Annotated in this window: 10 protein-coding genes and 1 riboswitch; all 10 genes read left to right on the top strand. The window is 41.0% G+C overall.

The genetic code is table 11. The features are described from left to right. Positions 1-11: 11 nt before the first annotated feature. The gene (locus DWY31_RS08880; protein WP_118520152.1) at positions 12-1,268 is read left to right on the top strand and encodes a restriction endonuclease subunit S; all 1,257 of its coding nucleotides are present in this window, start codon (positions 12-14) and stop codon (positions 1,266-1,268) included. Beyond that, positions 1,268-2,026 carry a toll/interleukin-1 receptor domain-containing protein gene (locus tag DWY31_RS08875; RefSeq protein WP_118520150.1) on the top strand — a complete coding sequence of 253 codons (759 nt, stop codon included), beginning with the start codon at positions 1,268-1,270 and terminating at the stop codon, positions 2,024-2,026. Before DWY31_RS08880 ends, DWY31_RS08875 begins: the two co-directional genes overlap by 1 nt. Before the next feature lie 13 nt (positions 2,027-2,039). Continuing rightward, the gene (locus DWY31_RS08870; protein ID WP_199671962.1) at positions 2,040-5,111 is read left to right on the top strand and encodes a type I restriction endonuclease subunit R; all 3,072 of its coding nucleotides are present in this window, start codon (positions 2,040-2,042) and stop codon (positions 5,109-5,111) included. 15 nt (positions 5,112-5,126) lie between these two features. Then, positions 5,127-7,523, top strand: coding sequence for an AAA family ATPase (locus tag DWY31_RS08865; RefSeq protein ID WP_118520148.1), 2,397 nt, complete (start codon positions 5,127-5,129; stop codon positions 7,521-7,523). After that, on the top strand, positions 7,520-8,590 hold the full coding sequence (gene mcrC / locus DWY31_RS08860) for a 5-methylcytosine-specific restriction endonuclease system specificity protein McrC (RefSeq protein WP_118520146.1): 1,071 nt from the start codon (positions 7,520-7,522) through the stop codon (positions 8,588-8,590). The genes DWY31_RS08865 and mcrC overlap by 4 nt, the downstream gene beginning before the upstream one ends. Before the next feature lie 71 nt (positions 8,591-8,661). Continuing rightward, entirely contained in the window at positions 8,662-9,708 is a 1,047-nt protein-coding gene (locus tag DWY31_RS08855) for a virulence RhuM family protein (RefSeq protein WP_118520144.1), read from the top strand. Positions 9,709-10,234: 526 nt separating this feature from the next. Continuing rightward, positions 10,235-11,512 carry a threonine/serine ThrE exporter family protein gene (locus DWY31_RS08850; protein ID WP_118520142.1) on the top strand — a complete coding sequence of 426 codons (1,278 nt, stop codon included), beginning with the start codon at positions 10,235-10,237 and terminating at the stop codon, positions 11,510-11,512. Between the two features lie 125 nt (positions 11,513-11,637). Beyond that, positions 11,638-11,997, top strand: a complete 360-nt coding sequence (locus DWY31_RS08845; RefSeq protein WP_118520140.1) for an Hpt domain-containing protein — start codon at positions 11,638-11,640, stop codon at positions 11,995-11,997. Between the two features lie 27 nt (positions 11,998-12,024). Continuing rightward, complete coding sequence (locus DWY31_RS08840) at positions 12,025-14,067, top strand: diguanylate cyclase (RefSeq protein ID WP_118520138.1); 2,043 nt, start codon at positions 12,025-12,027, stop codon at positions 14,065-14,067. A 241-nt stretch (positions 14,068-14,308) separates the two neighbouring features. Continuing rightward, positions 14,309-14,395: riboswitch (ZMP/ZTP riboswitch) on the top strand. A gap of 106 nt (positions 14,396-14,501) precedes the next feature. Then, positions 14,502-16,187, top strand: a complete 1,686-nt coding sequence (locus DWY31_RS08835; RefSeq protein ID WP_118520136.1) for a formate--tetrahydrofolate ligase — start codon at positions 14,502-14,504, stop codon at positions 16,185-16,187. The last annotated feature ends 225 nt before the right edge of the window (positions 16,188-16,412 follow it).

Below are 16,412 nucleotides of genomic sequence, written 5' to 3'. Positions count from 1 at the left end.
GTGGTGAGAGAATGAAAGACATGAAGTATTCGGGCGCTAGGTGGTTAGGCAACATTCCAGCAGATTGGAATACTAATAAATTGAAATACCATCTCAGAAGGAATGAACCTAAGAATCCGGGCAATATGGTCGTGCTATCTCTGTATAGAGAATTAGGCATAATACCAAAGGATAGTAGAGATGACAATCATAATGTGACCTCTGAAGATACAAGTAAATATAAATACGTACAGATAGGCGATTTTGTTGTAAATAAAATGAAAGCGTGGCAGGGCTCTGTCGCAGTTTCTGATTATGAAGGAATAGTAAGTCCAGCATATTATGTTTATAACTTCACTGATGATGCCTTTGTAAAGCGTTATTTTCATTATTTAATTAGAGGGTGCTATAAGAATGAATTTATGAGATTATCAGGCGGCATCCGAGTAGGACAGTGGGACTTGCCATCAAGCGCATTAGATAATGTTATTGTTCTTATTCCACCAAAGGAAACACAAATCGATATTGCAAATTTCCTTGATGCAAAATGTGCTGAAATTGATGCGCTGACCGCCGACATCCAAACCCAGATCGACACACTGGAGCAGTACAAGCGGTCTGTTATCAACGAAACCGTCACAAAAGGACTGAACTCGAATGCGGAGATGAAGGACAGTGGGATTCAGTGGGTTGGAGAAATTCCGGCGCACTGGTCGGTTCATCCTGTTTATTCCTACTACGGTGAACGCAAAAACAAGAATCGGCTGGGCAAAGAGGATAATCTTCTGTCGCTGAGTTATGGTAGAGTTATCCGAAAGGACATCAACACCAACGATGGATTATTGCCAGAGAGCTTTAATACCTACAACATCGTTGAAGCAGGCGACATTATCATCCGCCCCACCGATTTGCAGAACGATAAACGCAGTCTACGAACTGGGCTTGTGAAGGAACATGGCATAATCACTTCGGCATATATTGACCTTTGTCCGCTCAAACAGGTCGATTCGAGGTACTTCCATTTTCTTCTTCACGCATACGATGTTATGAAGGTATTCTATAACATGGGAAACGGTGTCCGTCAGGGACTGAACTATTCCGAGTTTTCTCGGCTTATGGTTTTTGAACCGCCATATGACGAACAGGTAGCTATGGCGGACTATCTGGAAAACAAGGTCACAGAAGTAGACGCAATTATTGAGCAGAAGAAAGAGCAGATGTCTGTTCTCGATGCATATAAGCGCTCTCTAATATTCGAATATGTAACCGGCAAGAAGGAGGTTGTCTAATGGCTACTTTTGAAGAACAACTTAATAATCTGCTAGAAAGGACTCATTCTATTAAAAGCCCAATTAATGCAGCGGCAATCGGTACTGATATAAATGAATATAATCGCCCGAGTGAAGTATGGATCAATGATGTAGAAATTTTTTACAATAATTATCTTAAAGAACATTCATTAGGTAACCGTATGAAAACAATCCTGTTTCATAGAGATCTGGACGCTTACAAAAATCTCGTTGGATGTTTGGAGAGTATCAGTAAGGATCAAGATTTTATAAATAAAATGAACGGAATTTCAATGGTTAGTGTGCCAAAGTATCAGGCAAAAACCTTGCCTGAATTTGATGTTTTTATTTCTCATGCTAATAAGGACAAAGAAGATTTGATTGAAGAATTATATCAGTCATTAAACAAACTTGGAATTGAGATTTTCTATGATAAAGAGTCTTTGGAGTGGGGAGATAATTGGAAGGATCGCATTCTGAACGGTACGAAAAAAGCAGAGTTTGCAATTATTGTTATTTCGGAAAATTTCTTTGATCGAGAATGGACCGAGCGTGAATTGAATGAGTTTTTAAACCGACAGAATAGAAACGGTCAAAAGCTGATTCTGCCAATTTTGCACAATATTACGGTTTCGCAGTTACAAGAAAAGTATCCATCTATAGCAGATATACAAGCGATTGACTCATCCAAATATAGTTGCGACCAGATTGCTTTGCTTTTTGCACGTCAACTAATCAAACGGCTGAAAAGTGAGTAAGGAGGGATAATTAATGGATGATAAAACGATAATTGATATTACGAGCGTGGATGCGGAAAAGCATGCAGAGAATGTTGCAAAACGAGCTGCTGCATACAGCAAGAATCTTCTGCATCATGCATCAATTCTTTCCGAAAAAGAATATCAGAAATTCATCCTTGAAAGATTGGAAAAGGACAATGGTTACGTCATTCGTAAGGCTAGCAACTTTGACCGCTATTTTGCAGTTGACCGAGAGATGCTTTTCAAGTTTCTAGAGGATACACAGCACGAAACGATGGAATACTTGAGAAAAATATATAAAGCTGATTTGGAAGAGACCATTGTAAGCTTTATCAATGCAGAAGCAACAAAGGTCCGTGGCAGCCTTCTGGATGTGTTGAAGCACGGAATCGAGATTTCCAATCAGAAGCTGGAACTGATGTATACAAAACCAGCAACTACATTCAATCCTGACTTGACCAGAAAGTATGGTCAGAATATTTTCTCTGCAATGGAGGAAGTGTGGGCCAGTGATAAGGAACGAATCGATGTTGTTATCTTCCTGAATGGATTAGCTATCATTGCATTCGAGTTGAAGTGTAACGCAGCAGGTCAGTCTTATCAGGATGCGATTTACCAGTTCAGAACTGACCGTAGTCCTAAGACCCGTCTTTTTATGTTCAAAGCAGGTACTCTTGTAAACTTTGCAATGGATTTGGAAGAAGTATATATGACGACAAAACTTGCAGGTGATGCAACGTTCTTCCTTCCATTCAATATGGGTAACGGAGAGGGCGTAACTGCAGGTGCTGGTAATCCGGTATTCGAAGATAAATATAGCGTATCCTATATGTGGGAAGATATCCTGACAAAGGATACGATTCTGGATTTAATCAGCAAGTTTATTTTTGTTGAGACAAAAGAAAAAGTTGATGATAAAACCGGAAAAATCAAGCGTTCTGAAAATTTGATTTTCCCTCGTTACCATCAGCTTGATGTCATCCGAAAAGTACTCGCTGATGTTAGAGAAAATCGTACTGCCCAGAATTATCTGATTCAGCATAGTGCTGGTTCCGGTAAAACAAATTCAATCGCATGGCTGGCACACCGTTTGACTTCTCTTCATGATGCAGAGAACAAGATTATCTTTGATAATATTATCATTGTAACTGACCGAATTGTTGTTGACCGCCAGCTCCAGAAAGCAATCATGGGAATGGAGCATAAGGCTGGACTGATTCGTGTTATGGATGATAAGTGCAACTCTGCTGACCTTGCGATTGCATTGAACGGTAATACAAAGATAATTGCAACGACAATACAAAAGTTCCCTTATATCGTGGATAGCGTAAAGGGACTTGGAAATAAGAGCTTTGCTGTAATCATCGATGAGGCGCATTCGTCTACCGCTGGTAAAGATATGGCAGCAGTTACAATGTCTCTTGGTTCTGGTGACCAGACTGAGGCAGATGTTGAAGACATGATTTCCAGTGAAATCAAGAGAAACGGTAAGCAGGCCAATGTATCGATTTTTGCGTTCACAGCAACACCTAAACCGACGACAATTCAGTTGTTTGGACGCTTGAATAAGCATGGACAGAGAGAAGCATTCCATGTTTACTCAATGAAGCAGGCTATCGAAGAAGGATTTATTCTTGATGTTCTCCAGAACTATACAGAGTATTCAACCTTCTATCAGCTTAACAAGGAAATCGAAGATGACCCTCGTTGTAAAACAAATGCTGCTAAGAGACAGATTGCTCGTTTCATAGAACTACACGAAACCAATATCGCACAGCGTGTTGAGGTAATTGTTGAGCATTTCCGTACAACAGTAATGCAGGAACTCGGCGGACAGGCTAAGGCAATGGTTATCACAGCCTCAAGACAGGGAGCTGTGAAATATCGTCAGGCTTTTGAGGAGTACATCACTAAGAAAGGTTATGATGGAATTCATGCGCTTGTTGCGTTTTCTGGAAAAGTAAAACTTCCGGATGACGATAAAGAGTATACCGAAGCATCTATCAACGGATTCCCAGAGGATAGACTAACAAAAGAATTCGATACAGATAACTATCAGGTGCTTTTGGTAGCAAACAAATATCAGACCGGTTTTGACCAGCCAAAGCTGTGTGCGATGTATGTGCTGAAAAAGTTAAAGGGTGTAAATGCTGTTCAGACTCTTTCCAGATTGAATCGTATCTGTGCTCCGTATGATAAGAAGACCTTTGTACTGGACTTCGTAAATACATATGAAGATATCAAAGCAGCGTTTGCTCCGTACTACACAACTACACTGTTGGCAAATTCGGTAACGCCAAATGCCATTTATGATTTGGAAGCGACTATCGATGCCTATGCTCTGTTTGACCCGGCAGATATTGAAGCTGCGAATGATATTCTCTATTCACAGAAAGTGACAGGAAAGCAGAAGCAGAGATTGACATTCTTCCTTCAGAAAAGTAAGAAGCTGCTGGAACATTATGAATATGAAACCCAGCGTCAGGCTGTGGCGGATATGCGTGGATTTGTTCGCTACTATGAGTTCCTTCTTCAGGTTTCCAGCTTTGAAGACACTGATTTGCATAAGAAGTACAACTTCATCTCGTACCTGTTAGCTTATATCAATATCAAGCATCCGGGCGGTGGATTCAATCTGGATGGTAAGATTAAGGCATCTCAGTTTGTTCAGAAAAAAGGAGAAGAACATGTTTCTTCTGATCTTGTTGCAAAGCCGGTAATGAAACTTCCAACAGCGGAGCATTTTGGACTTACAGAGGATAAGGAAAAGAGACTGTCTGAAATTATTGATGAGATAAACAGCAGAACCGGCAAGAACTATGATAATGATGTTGTTGTAAAGGCTATGCTGCAGATTAAAGATATCCTGATGAAATCAGACAAACTCAAGACCAGTGCTAAAAATAATACACAGCAAGATTTCGAGTTCTCTTATTTTGATGATATCGACGATGCACTCATCGAGGGATTATCGCAGAATCAAGACTTCTTCTCGATGCTGTTGTCGAACGATGAAATGAAGCGTCAGGTGCTGGGTATTTTCTCTGGAGAGATTTATAAGAGTCTCAGAGAATCATTGTAAAGGCGGTGAAAAACAGTGTTTGACAAATTTCGACTAAAAGAGGTACTGGTAGAGTACAAAAAGCGTTTTGTGCAGCTGCAGTGGCCTAATGAAAAATACAAATGGGAAGCGGTACAATGCTTTCAGTTGAATTGGGATGTTAATTCAGATGACTTTGCGCAGATGCTTACAAAGGCACTTGCGCAGACTGCTAATTTACTTGCGTCTGTTAATAACTTTCCAGCAAGAATGATTACCAAGTTTGCGGAGATTGCTCCGGAAGAAGTTCGCTCGATGTATATCGAACTCTATGACGAGAGTAAGGATTTATACGAGAGAGTTGCTAACTTTAAAAACAAATCCAACACATTATTAGAGCGCTACGGAAATGGAGCAGCACAGCATTATCAGTATGAAAATGCGATAATGACATATTTGTGGCTGCGCTATCCGGATAAGTATTACATCTATAAATTAAGCGAAGTGAAAGCTGTCTCATCGGAACTTGAAAGTGATTATCGTTTCAAGAAGGGAGCCTATGCTGATAACATCAGGAACTTCGTGGCATTCTACGATGAGATATGTGCTGAACTGCAGCAGGACGATGAGCTTAGAAATTTGCTTAATTCTCAGATTACATCTACTTGCTATGCTGACCCTGAGTTACGAACGCTTACGATAGATGTAGGATTCTTCATTTCTCGCTATTGGAATAAGGAAGCAGAAGGCCCTAAAGCTGATGAGTGGTGGCCGACAGATTATACTCCGGCGTTAACTGTTGAAGATTGGGTTGTCCTTCTGGGTGATTCGGAAGTGTTCAACGAGAGTAGTCTGGAAATCATGAAAAGAATAAAGGACTACGGAGGCAAGGCGACATGCACTCAACTTGCTGTAAAATATGGGGAGACGAAGAATTTTTACAATAGTGGTTCTGTGTCACTTGCAAGAAGAGTCGTTACTAAAACAGGATGCCCTGTTATGGCGAGAGATGAAGAAAATGCTCGTTTTTGGCCAGTTCTTTATGTTGGAAAAAACGCTAACAAGGATGAGGAGGGCTCCTATGTTTGGAAACTTCGTGATGAGTTATCAGAAGCACTTGAACAGGTTGATTTAACGAGTGTGCATCTTTATGCACAGCTTCCTGAAGGAGAAGACGGACAGCGATACTGGTTCTTGAATGCAAATCCTAAAATGTGGAGCATGTCCAGCATGCCTGTTGGAGAAGTACAAGATTATACATTATATAATGATAATGGTAATAAGCGTCGTATTTTTCAGAATTTCTTAGATGCAAAGGCTGGAGATATGATAATCGGCTATGAGTCCACACCGGTAAAGCAGGTCGTTGCAATTCTCAAAATTAGTGCAGAACAAGATGGAAAATCAATTTATTTTGAAAAAATAGAAGGGCTGTCTTCTCCAATTGATTATGCAACTCTGAAAGCTTGTCCAGAACTTGAAAAGATGGAGTACTTTGGTAATCCGCAGGGGAGTCTGTTCAAGCTGACAAGGGGTGAATATGATTTCATTTATGACATGATTCGTGATGAAAATCCAGCACCACCTGCAGCAGATAGTATTGAAAAATATGACAAAGAAAAGTTCTTAAATGATGTATATATGACTGAAGCAAAGTATGATCGCTTAGTTGCAGTTTTGAAAAAGAAGAAAAATATTATTCTTCAAGGTGCTCCAGGTGTTGGAAAGACATTTGCGGCAAAGAGACTTGCATATTCGATTATGGGTGAGAAGGATGATGATCGCATAGAGTTTGTGCAATTCCATCAGAATTATTCCTATGAAGATTTCATGATGGGGTATAAGCCGGTTGAAGATGGATTTGAATTGAAATATGGTATTTTCTATAGATTTTGTCAAAAGGCTGCAAACCATCCTGATAAAGATTATTTCTTTATCATTGATGAGATCAACCGTGGAAATATGAGTAAGATCTTTGGTGAGTTACTCATGTTAATTGAGGCAGATTATAGAGATACGAAAGCAACATTAGCCTACAATGGACTAAGCTTCTCTGTCCCAAAGCGTCTACATATCATTGGCATGATGAATACTGCTGATAGAAGTCTGGCGATGATTGATTACGCACTTCGTCGTCGTTTTAGCTTCTTTGATATGGAGCCAGGATTTGATTCGGAAGGTTTTATTAAGTATCAGGAAGGATTCGCAAATGACACATTCAATACTCTGATTGACCGCATTAAGGAACTGAATAGAGAAATTGCAAAAGATAAGTCGTTAGGTAAAGGATTCTGCATTGGCCATAGTTATTTCTGCAATGCAGATGAATGTACTGATGAGTGGATGCAAGATGTGGTTGATTTTGATGTATTGCCAATGTTAGCTGAGTATTGGTTTGATGATATCGATAAACTGCAGCGTTGGGAGAATATTTTGCACGGTGTATTTCAATGACAAAGGATAAAAGCATTCTAATCAATAATATTTATCACATGCTTTCTTATGCCTTTCAGACGCTGAATCAAGAGACATACGATGATGTTGCAGTGGAGTCTTTTGATGAAATGTATAATCTGCTGGCTGCAATCCTAGCAAAAGGCATAGGGGTGCAGCTGAAGCAGGGACTTTACAGAGAATACATAAGTCGTCAGGAAGAGCTGCCTGTTATGCGTGGTAAAATAAACATGCCAGGAACAATAAAAAACAAGCTGGCACATGAAAGAGTGCTTACCTGTGATTTTGATGAGCTGTCAGAAAACAACACATTAAACCAAATCCTGAAAACGACAGTGATGCTTCTTCTGCGAAACGGAAAAGTGCAGGAAAAATATAAGGATGACTTGAAGAAAAAAATGCTGTACTTCTCCAATGTGGATGTTATAGAGCCTACGGGGATAAAATGGTCGTCCATTCGTTTTCAACGTAATAATCAAACTTATAGAATGCTGGTTAGTATCTGTCAGTTGATTATCGAAGGAATGCTTATTACAACAGATGCAGGTGACTATAGATTGGCGTCCTTTGTAGATGAGCAGCGCATGTGCAGACTGTATGAAAAATTCATTCTGGAGTATTACAGCATACATTATCCAGCATTATCTGTCAGTGCATCACAGATTCCGTGGTCGCTAGATGATGGTGTTGGGACCATGCTTCCGGTCATGCAAAGCGATATTCAGCTGCAGCGTGGAAATACCGTACTTATTATTGATGCGAAATACTATAGCCACACTACGCAGGTCCAGTTTGATAAACATACTCTTCATTCAAATAACTTGTATCAGATTTTTACCTATGTAAAAAATCGAAGCTATCAATTTGGAGAAGAGGAGAATACAGTTTCGGGTATGCTTCTTTATGCGAAGACAGAAGAAGAAATTCAGCCAGACAATGTGTACCAGATGCATGGTAGTCAGATAAGTGTTAAGACGCTTGATTTGAATTTACCGTTTGCAGAGATTGCTAGTCAAATGGATAGAATTGTGGAGACACATTTTTCTGGATTAACAAAGGCATATTGAAGCTATGAATTTATAGAGTGCTTTTCAATTGAATTGTTGAAACGAGAAATAACAAAGAGGAGGCCTCCTATTTGAAAAAGAAAAAAGACGAAATTACTATCCGTTCCAGTGCAGCAGAATACTTAACCTATGTTGCCTCTGTGGGTGATCAGCAGGACAGCATTGAGATGCGCTACGAGGATGAGAATATATGGCTGACACAGAAGATGATGGCCACGCTGTATGATGTGGATGTTCGTACAATCAATGAGCATATTAAGAAGATTTATTCCGACTCAGAGCTTGAGGAAGATTCAACTATCCGGAATTTCCGGATAGTTCAAACCGAAGGTTCACGTCAGGTGACTCGTGATACAAAGCATTATAATCTTCAAATGATTATTGCGGTTGGATTCAAGGTGAATAATGAGCGAGCGGTGCAGTTTCGCAAGTGGGCCAATGGCATCGTGAAGGACTACACCATCAAAGGCTGGGTCATGGACGATGAGCGTCTGAAAAATGGTGGATCTGTGCTCACAGTGGAATACTTCGACCGTTTGCTTGAGCAGATTCGTGAAATCCGTCTTTCTGAACGTAGATTTTACCAGAAGATAACGGATATCTATGCTACAGCTCTTGATTATGACCGAACAGCGAAAACAACAAAGCAGTTCTTTGCAAAAGTGCAGAACAAGATGCACTATGCAGTTCACGGACATACAGCAGCGGAGTTGATTTATGAGAGGGCCGATGCTGATAAGCCACATATGGGATTAACCACTTGGGCAGCAGCACCGGAAGGCAAGATTGTAAAAAGTGATGTGAGCGTTGCGAAGAATTATCTTTCGGAGAAGGAAATGCGGTCACTGGAGCGTATTGTATCCGCTTATCTGGATTTGGCAGAGGATCGTGCGGAACGTCATATTCCGATGACAATGGAGGACTGGGCAAAGCGTCTGGATTTATTCCTGATGGCTGATGACAGAGAGGTTCTTCAGAATGCAGGTAAAATCACTGCTGAGATTGCTAAAGCAAAAGCTGAAACTGAATTTGAAAAATATCGTGTTATTCAGGATAGATTATTTATGTCTGATTTTGATAAGTATATGCTGGAACTGGAAGAGAATGCGAAGAAGTAGCAACATCGCCATTAAATTTTTAGCTTACCAAGGTCGAGTGTATGGGAGTTGGGTCATCAGTTGGGATGAAAAATAGCCGTTGACCTGTTATAAGTACGAAGAACAGACAAGGTGGAGACGATGGCAGTTCTTCGTCAAATTTGACTTTTCTATTGGAATCACTATAATAGTAGAAACGAATAAAAAAGTTGAACTTTTTCCATGAACAGGCGAGGTTCAGGCTGTGATATGGATAGCGAGTTGTATTAATACTTTTTTGCTACAGAATTTGTTGATATGTTTCCGCAAACAAACGGAGATATTTTGCTACAGTCTACATTAGTCTGGATCGGTTCCCGAAAACTGACATCAATCTGGACGTATCGTGCCACGTGGAGACTGTGGCGGTGATGAGCAGAGAACACGGTTAATAGACCTCCGGACATGAGGATGATTCAGTTATTCGAAAATTTTGGATAACTGTCGCTGATGGAAAAAGCTTGTAAGTAATATATAGAATTTGAAAACAATAGAAAGGGAAATACCTGTGAATTATGATAAAATCGTTCAGGGAATTATGGATATTGGCGAATCGCTACTGTGTACAGGCGCGGAAATCTACCGGGTGCAGGACAGTATTGATCGCATGTGTGCAAGCTATAGCTTCCTTCGGCAGGATGTATTTGTGATACAGAACAATATTCAGATCACGGTGGAAACAAAAGAGCATGAAATGATCACGCAGATTCGTCATGTCGAGACGACAGGATTCAATTATGACCGGTTGGATGCATTAAACGGGTTATCCAGATATATATGCACCAACAGACCGGACGATGAAGAATTGCAGAAAAGATATCGGGAAATTATGGACGCACCAACACAGAAAGCATGGATAATCGTTCTTGCGCAGATTGTTGGAGGTACCAGTTTTGCGGTGTTTTTTGGATGTAATTTCGGAGACGCGCTGATAGCGCTGGTGCTGTCCGTGTTCATCGTGTTCTTTGGAAAATGGTTGGAGAAGCGGGAAGAAAATCTCCTGATCTACAATCTGATACTTTCTTTTCTGTCAGAAGTATTTGCTGTTCTGGCATTCCGGGCAGGAATTACGGGGCATCCGGACTGGATCATGATTGGTGTTGTAATGCTGCTTGTTAGTTCGCTTGGTCTGATTAACGGAATCAGGGACGTAATGCAGGCAAATTTTATATCCGGCTTTCTGGAAATTATGAATTCACTGCTGGGAGCATTTGGAATTGCTTTTGGAATTGCACTTGCCATGATGTTGATGAAATGGAACGGCACAGATCACTTTGTGATAAATCCAAGTGTCTGGATACAGATTGTATCCTGCACAATAGGCTGTATAGGATATGCAAGCTGGTTTGGCATCCGCGGAAAAAGGATGGTATATTCCGGAATCGGCGCATTCATTACATGGGGAATCTATTTGCTTGCATTTGCATGCAATGGAAATAATTTCTATTCAGTTATTATATCGTCCTGCTTTGTGGCAGCTTATGCGTATATGATGTCCAGACTCATGAAATCTCCTTCAACGTTGTTCCTGACAGGTTCGGTTTTTCCGCTGATGCCGGGAGCACGTCTTTACTATATGATGGCGGGGATGGTTGCCGGAAAATATGCAATCGCATTTGAGCATCTGACAGTTATAGCGGAAACCTGCATTGGGATTGCCTTTGGATTCTGGATTATAGATATTGTAGTGAGAAATATAAGGAAAACCGGGAAAAAATTACAGACAGACCATAGTCTGTACATTGGTTTAAACGATAGCAGAAAATGTCGAAAAAGATTGAGGTAAGACGGATTTTGGTATACAATGATTGTATATATATGCAAAAAAATGCATGAACATGGACAGAATACAGATATACGGAATGTTTGTATCATTTTTTATAGAAAATCAGAGTAATGGAGGACATAGAGATGGATATAAGAGAGTGTTATGAAAAAATGGGAGCAAGTTATGATGATGTTCTGCAGAGAATGGGCAGCGATGCGCTGGTAGCACGTTTTACAGGAAGTTTCTTAAGTGACGGAAGCTACCAGATGATCGCAGATGGCATTGAAGCAAAAGATGCAGAGACAGCTTTCCGAGGTGCACATACATTAAAAGGAGTATGTCTGAATCTTGGCTTTCAGAAGTTATACGAAGTGAGCGCTGAACTAACAGAGGCATTAAGAGATCGTGAACTCAAAGGGTATGAAGAACAGTTTGCAGCGGTACAGAAACAGTATCAGATCACAGTAGAAGCAATCAGGGAGTGGCAGCAGGAACAGAATTAAAAGCCGGAACGGCTAAAAGGAGAATAAATGGATACACAGTTATCAGAGATAAGGCTGACAAAAGAACAGGCAGAAGAACAATTGGAGATTTTTAGACGGATATACAGTAAAGTCCGACTGCTCAGTGCAGAAGAACTCAAAGAAGAAAATACAACGCAGGCAGGAAAAGGCGAAAACTACTGGAAAGAGTCATGCCTTGGCGCAGGGAAATACTGCGACGATTGTGTTTGCGTAGTTGCGTTGAAAGAGAAAGCACGGAAGACACAGCTGAAATATATAGGCACAGAACTATATGAGGTAACTGCACAGTATGTGGAAGTTGACGGGCAGTCCTGTGTATTGGAGATGATACAGAATCTGGGAAATGGAGCAGACATTGCTCAGTCAGATGAGATCAAAGATACGAAAGCATTTTATGAAGCATTGTATACGGATGCTCTGACAGGAGCATACAACCGCAGATATTATGAAGACCAGATCAAGAAGAAATCCATGCATGCCGGAGTTGCAATGTTCGATCTGGATGATTTCAAATTAGCAAATGATACATACGGACATGATATCGGGGATGCATTTTTAAAGACAGAAGTTGCTGTAATCAAGAAGATGATCCGTAAGACAGATGCCCTGATTCGCTATGGCGGTGATGAGTTCTTGCTGGTTATGCCGGGAATATCGGAAGATTTTTTTGAACAGAAGCTTCGTGATATCCGCAGACAGATCTGTTTGGTGGAGATGCCGGAGAGTATCGGAAGCAGGATTTCCGCCAGTGTTGGAGCGGTTATGGCTCAGGGAGAGCAGATCCGGGACGCAATTGCACGTGCGGACCGTTATATGTATCAGGCAAAGTCACATAAGAATGCAATCGTGACAGAATGGGGAACCATTGCCATGGATGACAGCCTGCCACAGGTGAACGCAAAGAAGAAAAAGCGCCAGCGGATACTGATTGTTGATGATTCCAAGATGAATAGAGAGATCTTATACGAGATGCTGAAAGATGAATTTGATATACTTGAGGCTGAGAATGGAAAGGAAGCACTGGAAGTCCTGGAACGGTACGGATGCGAGATATCACTGGTGCTTCTGGACATTGTAATGCCGATCATGGATGGATTTGAAGTTCTTGGACACATGAATGAAAAAGATATGATCGAAGAGATTCCGGTTGTCATGATTTCCAGTGAAGATTCCGCATCTTTTATCCGTCGTGCATATGAGATGGGTGTATCGGATTATATCAGCAGACCGTATGATGCGCAGATTGTATATAAGCGTGTTTATAATACGATCAAGCTGTATGCGAAACAGCGGAGACTGACAGTAATTCTGACAGAACAAATCCGTGCAAAAGAAGAAAGCCGTAAGATCATGATCGGAATTCTGAGTCATATTGTAGAGTTCCGTAATGGTGAAAGTGGACCGCATGTGCAGCATATCAATGTATTGACACAGCTATTGCTCGGAAGACTGGTTCAGATCTCGGATCAGTATCATTTATCATGGATGGATCGTGATCTGATCGTGATGGCATCTTCCCTGCATGATATCGGTAAAATTGGGATTGATGATAAGATTCTGAATAAAAAAGGCCGGCTTACAGATGAAGAGTTTGAGATTATGAAACAACACACTGTGATTGGTGTGGAGATTCTGGAAGAGTTACAGTATTATCAGGATGAACCTCTGGTGAAGACAGCGAGAGAGATCTGCAGATGGCATCATGAACGTTACGATGGACGAGGATATCCGGATGGACTGAAAGGAGAAGATATTCCGATCAGTGCACAGGTTGTATCACTGGCAGATGTGTATGACGCACTGGTGAGCAAGCGTGTATATAAGGCAAGCTATTCTCATGAGAAAGCAATGCAGATGATTCTGAACGGAGAGTGCGGTGCATTTAATCCGCTGCTTCTTACCTGTCTCAAAGATATAGAAGATGAGATACAGGAGATGGTTTACGATACGGATGTTGTAATGTTTGATTCTGCCCAGAAAGAACATGAGAAGATAGGAAAGATAATAGAAATGTCTGAAAAATCCGGGGGGGGCAGTACTAAAAGTTAGTGAATTTCTGAATATGGACGACAAAATTAGATAACAGAAAGACGGCGGGCCACATCGGGAAAAGTGAGTGGAAATATGAGGAGCAGTTTTTGAGATACCGTTATCTGATACGGCCTGATTTAGAATTATAGGAAAAAGGATTCAGAAAAAAGGGAAGAAATAAGCATTAAAAAAACTGGAAGAACTAAAAGGGAGAAAGTCTTGACAATTGTATTTTTCTATAATATTATAAATGGCAGATATAGGTACTGATTACTGACGGATAATTGTGGAGAACCACAGGGGAATCAAGTATTAGAAAGACAAGCCGACCGTCTGGGCAACATTTATTCGAAAGGATAGATGTTGTCCTTTATTTTACTACTATTGTATAGACAGGAGAAAATAAAGGACCGAGAGAAACTGTCGATAAAAAGGACACAGATCAGGAGGATATGACGATGAAAACAGATATTGAAATTGCACAGGAATGTACGATGGAACCGATTACGAAGATAGCAGAAAAAGCAGGAATCCCGGATGAATATCTGGAGCAGTATGGAAAATACAAAGCAAAGATTGATTATAATCTGCTGAAAAAGTCAGAAGCAAAAGACGGTAAACTGATTCTGGTGACTGCGATCAATCCAACTCCGGCAGGGGAAGGTAAGACAACAACAACGGTAGGCCTTGCGGATGCGATGCAGAAGCTGGATAAGAAGGTTATGGTTGCTTTAAGAGAGCCTTCTCTCGGACCGGTATTTGGAATGAAAGGCGGAGCAGCAGGCGGAGGATATGCACAGGTCGTTCCGATGGAAGATATCAACCTGCATTTTACAGGCGATTTCCATGCAATTGGTGCGGCAAATAATCTGCTTGCGGCAATGATCGATAATCACATTTATCAGGGAAATGAGCTTGGCATTGATCCGAGAAAGATCGTATGGAAACGCTGCGTGGATATGAATGACAGACAGCTTCGTTTTGTAACAGATGGTCTGGGAGGAAGAGTCAACGGTGTACCGCGAGAAGATGGCTATGATATTACAGTTGCTTCTGAGATTATGGCAGTTTTATGTCTGTCCAATGATATCAAGGATCTGAAAGAACGTCTCGGTAAACTGATTGTCGGATACACATATGGAAAAGTGTCCGAGCAGAAACCGGTAACAGCGCATGATCTGCATGCAGAAGGCGCGATGTGTGCACTTCTGAAAGATGCATTGAAGCCGAATCTTGTACAGACATTGGAACATGTTCCGGCAATTGTGCATGGTGGTCCGTTCGCAAATATTGCACACGGATGTAACTCTGTGACAGCAACGAAGATGGCATTAAAATTAGCCGATTATGCGATCACAGAGGCAGGTTTTGGAGCGGATCTTGGAGCAGAGAAGTTCCTGGATATCAAATGCCGTATGGCAGGTCTTAAGCCGGATGCGGTAGTGATCGTTGCAACTGTACGTGCACTGAAATACAATGGAGGAGTTCCGAAACAGGAGCTTAATGAAGAGAATCTGGAAGCACTTGAGAAGGGACTTTCGAATCTTATGAAACATGTACATAATATTAAACATGTATATGGACTTCCTTGCGTAGTTGCAATCAATGCATTTCCGACAGATACACCGGCAGAACTTGCGTTAATTGAAGAAAAATGTAAAGAAGCAGGTGTGAATGTGGCACTTTCCGAAGTGTGGGCAAAAGGTGGAGAAGGCGGAATCAAGTTGGCAGAAGAAGTAATCCGTCTGTGTGATGAACCAAGTGACTTCCATTACAGTTATGAGCTGGAAGGAACGATTGAAGATAAGATCAACCAGATCGTACAGAAAATATATGGCGGTAAAGGAGCGGTACTGACTGCAAATGCGAAGAAGCAGGCAGATCAGCTTACAGCACTTGGATTTGACAATGCACCAATCTGTATGGCGAAGACACAGTACAGTCTGACGGATGACCCAAAGAAACTTGGCGCACCGGAAGATTTTGAGATTACAGTAAGAAATCTGAAAATTTCTGCAGGAGCTGGATTTATTGTCGCACTGACCGGAGATATTATGACTATGCCTGGACTGCCGAAAGTACCGGCAGCAGAGCGTATAGACGTAGATGATGAGGGCAGAATTACAGGTCTTTTCTAAGAATAAGAGAAAATATGGATGCCGCACAGATGAATAGAGTCTGTGCGGTGTTTTGGTTCTGATATTGTTATGGTATACGGAGGAAACTGCCAGTGGCAGACTCTGCATTTTGTGCATTCGGAGAAAGAGCTGACAAATATTATAAAAAATATGCTTGCATAAAAGAAAAACTCGTGTTATTCTATATTCACTTTTAGGAGAACATTCTGTAATCCAGAAAGTGAT

This window comes from Dorea sp. AF24-7LB (assembly GCF_003478575.1).
Taxonomy (GTDB): domain Bacteria; phylum Bacillota; class Clostridia; order Lachnospirales; family Lachnospiraceae; genus Dorea_D; species Dorea_D hominis.
Note: the sequence above shows the minus strand (reverse complement) of the source record. Positions and strands in the feature narration are given on the sequence as shown.

Excerpts from the sequence above, each read along its gene's own strand:
- DWY31_RS08880 (WP_118520152.1), top strand. The coding sequence starts at position 12 with ATGAAAGACATGAAGTATTCGGGCGCTAGGTGGTTAGGCAACATTCCA.
- DWY31_RS08875 (WP_118520150.1), top strand. The coding sequence starts at position 1,268 with ATGGCTACTTTTGAAGAACAACTTAATAATCTGCTAGAAAGGACTCAT.
- DWY31_RS08835 (WP_118520136.1), top strand. The coding sequence starts at position 14,502 with ATGACGATGAAAACAGATATTGAAATTGCACAGGAATGTACGATGGAA.
- DWY31_RS08870 (WP_199671962.1), top strand. The coding sequence starts at position 2,040 with ATGGATGATAAAACGATAATTGATATTACGAGCGTGGATGCGGAAAAG.
- mcrC (WP_118520146.1), top strand. The coding sequence starts at position 7,520 with ATGACAAAGGATAAAAGCATTCTAATCAATAATATTTATCACATGCTT.
- DWY31_RS08845 (WP_118520140.1), top strand. The coding sequence starts at position 11,638 with ATGGATATAAGAGAGTGTTATGAAAAAATGGGAGCAAGTTATGATGAT.
- DWY31_RS08840 (WP_118520138.1), top strand. The coding sequence starts at position 12,025 with ATGGATACACAGTTATCAGAGATAAGGCTGACAAAAGAACAGGCAGAA.